Here is a 4,552-nt window from a genome sequence, read left to right on the forward strand (position 1 = left end):
CCCCGCCCAATGAAACTACTGACAACCGCCGAAATCACGGCCAAGTACGGCAGGCCGGGCGCGGCCAACCTAGTCGCCATCAAGCTGCCTTACCGGATGCGCGTGGCCTGGGACCTATCCCAAACCGTGGGCGCTATCCAGTGCCACAAGCTGATTGCGGGTCGATTGCTGGCCGTGTTCACCGACCTGCTGGCGCACTACGGCCTGCCTGAATTGCAGCGGCTGGGTATCGACCTGTACGGTGGCTGCTACAACTACCGCCCGATGCGTGGGGGTACCTCCTGGAGCCGGCACGCGTGGGGTATTGCTATCGACTTAGACCCGGCCCGCAACCTGCTACGCGAAACCAAGCGCACCGCCCGCTTTGCCCGCCCGGAATACAAGCCCCTGATGGCCATTTTCTACAAGCACGGCTTCGTGAACCTTGGCCTTGAAAAGAACTACGATTTCATGCACTTCGAAGTAGCCTCTTAATTCTCTTTCACTCTTACCCCTACACCCATGAAAACCCTCTCAACTGGTACCAAGTTCGCTTTCTTCGCCCTGCTGCTGTTCGCCCTGGTGGCCACCGCTTACGGGGTACGCGACATCTCCGTGCACGGCGACCACGGCGGTAGCCTCTACGCTGCTGGCCTGTTCACTGTATTGGCCGGCATCGTGTACGTGGTAGGCCGCAAGACCGACCGGGTATGATAGCCGCCTTACTCCCCGGCCTGCCGCCGCTGCTGCTGGTGCTGGCCGCCACGTTCGTGTATGCGGGCGTTACGGCCGGCTCCAACGCCTACCAGATACAGCGCGGGTTTAACATCTCGCACCTCTGGGAAACCCGCGAACGGCTGGTAGCGGTGGCGGGGTTCGTGCTGCTGGCCTACGCGCCGCGTGGTATCGAGCATTGGTGGAACGGCCTGGCCCCGCTACTCGCCGCTGGGGCCGCTGCCTGCCTGTTCGGGCTCCGCTTCGACATCCGCCTGAACCTTCGGCGGCTACTGCCTCGCTACTACCTTGGCACCGATCCGCAAACCGCTGCCACCGATAAACGGATTCGCGCGCGGGGGCTGACAGGCCGTGCCTTCGCGTGGCTGAAGCTCGGTGGGGTAGTAGTGCTTTCTCTCATTGCCTTTCTGCTATCGAAATGACCAACCAAACCATTAAGACTGTGGCACTGGCCAACAAGCTCTTTGCTGGCTGCAAGCCCATGCCTGCTGCCAACTACGCGGCACTGAACGCAGCCCTTCGTGCCAGCGCAAAGCCCACGTCTTCAATCCCTGGGATGCTATGAGAGCCACCCTGCTAATAGCCGCCGCCCTGCTGCTGAGCGGCTGCCGAACCGGGCGCGACGTGGCAACCGGTTCGGCCGATACCATGGTGCCGCCGACCACACCAACCGGTTTACCCATGGCCCCGCCAGTTGGCACCGGTGCCATGACAACCGGTTTACCCATGGCACCGGTAGCCCCCGCACCCGACGCCCCCGGGCGGGAGCACCGACAGTACCGAAAGAACCTGCGAGCCCAGCCCCGCACCGTTCCGCTATTCCAGGGCCGGGCCGCCGTGAATGCCCCGCTGGCTACGTCCGTGGTAGCAGCCTACAAACCGAAGGCTCCCGTCGTGCTGGCTGATTCGGGTAGCTCCGTACAAGTGGCCACCGCCGCCAAGAACGCGCAGGCAGCAGCCGGGCCGGGTATTGTGCAGACGCGCACCGACGTGGCCGCCGTGCCGTGGTGGAAACGGGTGCTCGGCTACTGGCCGTGGCTGGCAGCCGGAGCGGCCGTGTGGCTGCTGTGGCCGGCTATCATGGTGTTGTTGCGCCGGTTGGTGTAGTTGCCCGAATTTTATACGTAAGCAAAAAGCCCGTTCCTGCGTCAGGAACGGGCTTTTTGCGTGTTAAATGTAAATTATATTTAACCTTTGTATTGACTATATGGTAAATATGTTTAACTTTACAACATCAAACAACGACAAACACACAGCGCCATGACTACTTCCGCCATCTTCCTCGCCGCCCACGCCGCCGCCAAAGTTGCCTCGGCAGTAGTAGCCTACAAAGTGCGTTTCTCCACTGCCCTTCGTTCGGCCTGGGCTGCCGCCAAACAAACCGTTAACACGATCACCACCGCCATCATGGAAACCATCAGCAACCCCAACTTCTCTGCCGACCTGGCCAACCCCGTAACCGCCAACTACGACATCCTGCACACCGCTGGCAACGCCGCCTTCGTGGTTCGTCGCATTGAAGGCCGCAAGGATGTGGTTATGGTTGCCACCACCCGCTCGGCCATTGCCGGTGGCGCTAAGCTCTTCGTTCGCAACGGTGAAACCTTCTTCCACTTCGCGCACATCAGCCAGTTTGGCCAGCTGGATGCCGCCGACCTGTCCGACCTCAACATCACCGCTGCTGACGTAGCCGCCGCTACTACTACCCTCAACGCCTAATCGCTACTACTATGACTACTGAGCAAGCCGCCGACCACGTAAACGAATGGGTAGCCAATAACCCCGAACGGTTGGACTACTGCTACGATAAGCCGGCCGCCTTCCTTTCCTGGAAACAGGAGGCGGCCAAACGAGCCGCCGCCGGGGAGTCGCTGGAACTGTGGGCAGACGAAGCCGAATGCAAAGCCGCCTTCAAGGCTATGCGTAAAGACCTTGGCTGGACGCTGGCCGATGTAGCCGCCATTACCGGCCACACGGAAGGCTCGATTAAGGCAATGGTGGCACAAGGGTTTCCGCGCCACCTACGCCTTGCCGTGGAAGTGTGGCGACGTATGAAGTAACCGCCTATCTTGCACCCCATGCCCCGCTACCCCGCCAACTCCTATGACCCTTCCCCGTCTCCCTGGTGGTTAAAACTACTGGTGTGTCTACTGGTGGGGCTGGTGGCTGGTGGGGTGAAGTGGTGGGTTACGGGGGAGTTGTGAGGGGTTGGCAAACAATATAGAAGCCTGAAAGAAACACGAAAGAAAAGCCCGCCTCTGTTACGGAGGCGGGCTTTTCGGTTGTTGTTGTGACGAAAGGAGCCGAAAGAAACTACAGCGAATCGTACACCGAGGCCGCCGCCGCATCGACTTCCTCCGTCAGCATCGACCGCACGTATACTTCCGTCTGCTGGTAGGTGCTGTGTCCCAGGACGTGTTGTGCCGCCCGAATATCGCCCGTGGCTTCTACGGTCATCCTGGCCATCGTGTGCCGGGCCGTGTGGGGGTGGATATTACCCGGCAAGTCGAGCGCCCGGCACGCGGCCCGTAGGTGCCAGTTTACTTTCGTATTGGCCCGTTTGATAGCCCGGTGCTGCGCTGCTTTGTCGAGCGCGAAGAAGTCCGAAGGCAGGTAGTCGAACACGAACCCATCAGCCGGGCCGGATTCTCCCAGCAGCGCCCGAAGCGGCCCGCTGACCGCTACCGACTTGTGCGGCCCGCCCTTCGCGGCCCGGTAGTACACCCTTCCTTCCCGCACGTCGCCCCACCTGAGCTGTAACACCACCCCGATGCGCGAGCCGTGCAGGTAGAAACAGGCTAAGTACAGGTTGCGGGCTTCGTGCTGGCCGCCCGTTGGCAGGCCTCCCGTAGCCAGCCGGGCGAACTGCTGCCGACTGAGCGAGGCCCGGGGTTCGGGCCGGTGCCGGGGTAGTTTCAGCCCCGCGAACGGCCCGCGCCCCCGCTCGGTCATCAGCCCCGCCCGCGCCCACAAGGCCGCCAGCCCTGAAAGGTAGCTCCGTACCGAGGAAGGGCTAAGGGCTTGATGATTGAGTAGCCAGGCCACGAACCGTTTGCGGGCGTCCTCATCGAACTGTTCCTGCGGAAGGGTAGAGGCCTTGTGCCAGGTGCGTAAGAGTTGGAGGGCGCGGGTGAAGTTCTGCAGCGTACTCACGTTGCGGCTGGCAAAGTGCGTGGCCAGCGTGGCGTCGCCGGTCTTGAGCAGGCACACCTGCGCACCCGGGGCGGTGCCCCGAAGGGCCGCCGCTACCCGGTGGGCAGTACGTTGCGCGGCCGGAAGCGACTGCATAAGGGCAATGGCTTCGGCCTTGATAACAGAGAGGGTATTGTTGTTGAGCTTGGCGGCGTCCGTGCTGCCGCCCTGCCTCTCGCCCATCACATCCCAGGCGGCGGGGTCTAACCGAATAGAGGTGGAACAATAGGCCCGCTTACCGCCGGCACTGATACAGAGGCAGACCGGGGCTTTGCCGGCCTGGTTTACTTTGGCGACTCTCAGGACAAACCGGAAAGTCATAAGCGAATAGTTGCGTGGTATGCGCATGGTCCCGTGCCGCAGGAATAGGGCGGCCGGGACGGTGGGAGCGAGTGGGTGGGAGCGGGATGGGCAGGGTGAAAGAAGCGTCGAAAAGGTGTCGGATGAGGATAGGGTAGAGGCCTACTCAGTCGGCACGGGAGGGGGTAACGCCCGGGGCTTTCTGAACAGTATACACAGTGGGGGTAACGGGATGGGGTCGCACACATGGCCGGGCCGAAAAGGGGCAAACAAGAACGCCCGGCCGTATGGAAACGGTCGGGCGTGCTGCCGGTTGGACTCTCTACCTAGCGGGAAACAAAGGTAG

General features: G+C 61.9%; 7 protein-coding genes. 6 read left to right on the forward strand and 1 reads right to left on the reverse strand.

Annotated features, from left to right (window positions below; translation table 11 throughout):
* The 6 genes from BLW21_RS20820 to BLW21_RS20845 all read left to right on the forward strand — a co-directional run.
* The coding region (locus tag BLW21_RS20820; protein WP_217633899.1) for a M15 family metallopeptidase at positions 1-474 on the forward strand (474 nt) is incomplete at its 5' end.
* A gap of 27 nt (positions 475-501) precedes the next feature.
* Positions 502-693: a hypothetical protein gene (locus BLW21_RS20825; protein ID WP_092744021.1), complete on the forward strand. Its 192-nt coding sequence runs from the start codon at positions 502-504 to the stop codon at positions 691-693.
* The gene (locus BLW21_RS20830; RefSeq protein ID WP_092744023.1) at positions 690-1,136 is read left to right on the forward strand and encodes a hypothetical protein; all 447 of its coding nucleotides are present in this window, start codon (positions 690-692) and stop codon (positions 1,134-1,136) included. The genes BLW21_RS20825 and BLW21_RS20830 overlap by 4 nt, the downstream gene beginning before the upstream one ends.
* Positions 1,137-1,275: 139 nt before the next feature.
* A complete protein-coding gene (locus BLW21_RS20835) occupies positions 1,276-1,821 on the forward strand; it encodes a hypothetical protein (protein ID WP_092744025.1) in 546 nt (181 codons plus the stop codon).
* A 153-nt stretch (positions 1,822-1,974) separates the two neighbouring features.
* On the forward strand, positions 1,975-2,433 hold the full coding sequence (locus tag BLW21_RS20840; RefSeq protein ID WP_092744027.1) for a hypothetical protein: 459 nt from the start codon (positions 1,975-1,977) through the stop codon (positions 2,431-2,433).
* Between the two features lie 11 nt (positions 2,434-2,444).
* Complete coding sequence (locus BLW21_RS20845; protein WP_092744029.1) at positions 2,445-2,774, forward strand: hypothetical protein; 330 nt, start codon at positions 2,445-2,447, stop codon at positions 2,772-2,774.
* Between the two features lie 253 nt (positions 2,775-3,027).
* On the opposite strand, the gene BLW21_RS20850 is transcribed toward BLW21_RS20845, so the two are convergent.
* The gene (locus BLW21_RS20850; RefSeq protein WP_175471083.1) at positions 3,028-4,227 is read right to left on the reverse strand and encodes a tyrosine-type recombinase/integrase; all 1,200 of its coding nucleotides are present in this window, start codon (positions 4,225-4,227) and stop codon (positions 3,028-3,030) included.
* Positions 4,228-4,552 lie beyond the last annotated feature (325 nt).

Origin of the sequence: Hymenobacter psychrophilus, assembly GCF_900107135.1 — a bacterium.
In the GTDB taxonomy this organism is placed as follows: domain Bacteria; phylum Bacteroidota; class Bacteroidia; order Cytophagales; family Hymenobacteraceae; genus Hymenobacter; species Hymenobacter psychrophilus.

What these genes read in the sequence shown, in the direction of transcription:
- BLW21_RS20825 (WP_092744021.1), top strand. Translation starts at nt 502, where the DNA reads ATGAAAACCCTCTCAACTGGTACCAAGTTCGCTTTCTTCGCCCTGCTG.
- BLW21_RS20830 (WP_092744023.1), top strand. Translation starts at nt 690, where the DNA reads ATGATAGCCGCCTTACTCCCCGGCCTGCCGCCGCTGCTGCTGGTGCTG.
- BLW21_RS20835 (WP_092744025.1), top strand. Translation starts at nt 1,276, where the DNA reads ATGAGAGCCACCCTGCTAATAGCCGCCGCCCTGCTGCTGAGCGGCTGC.
- BLW21_RS20840 (WP_092744027.1), top strand. Translation starts at nt 1,975, where the DNA reads ATGACTACTTCCGCCATCTTCCTCGCCGCCCACGCCGCCGCCAAAGTT.
- BLW21_RS20845 (WP_092744029.1), top strand. Translation starts at nt 2,445, where the DNA reads ATGACTACTGAGCAAGCCGCCGACCACGTAAACGAATGGGTAGCCAAT.
- BLW21_RS20850 (WP_175471083.1), bottom strand. Translation starts at nt 4,227, where the DNA reads ATGACTTTCCGGTTTGTCCTGAGAGTCGCCAAAGTAAACCAGGCCGGC.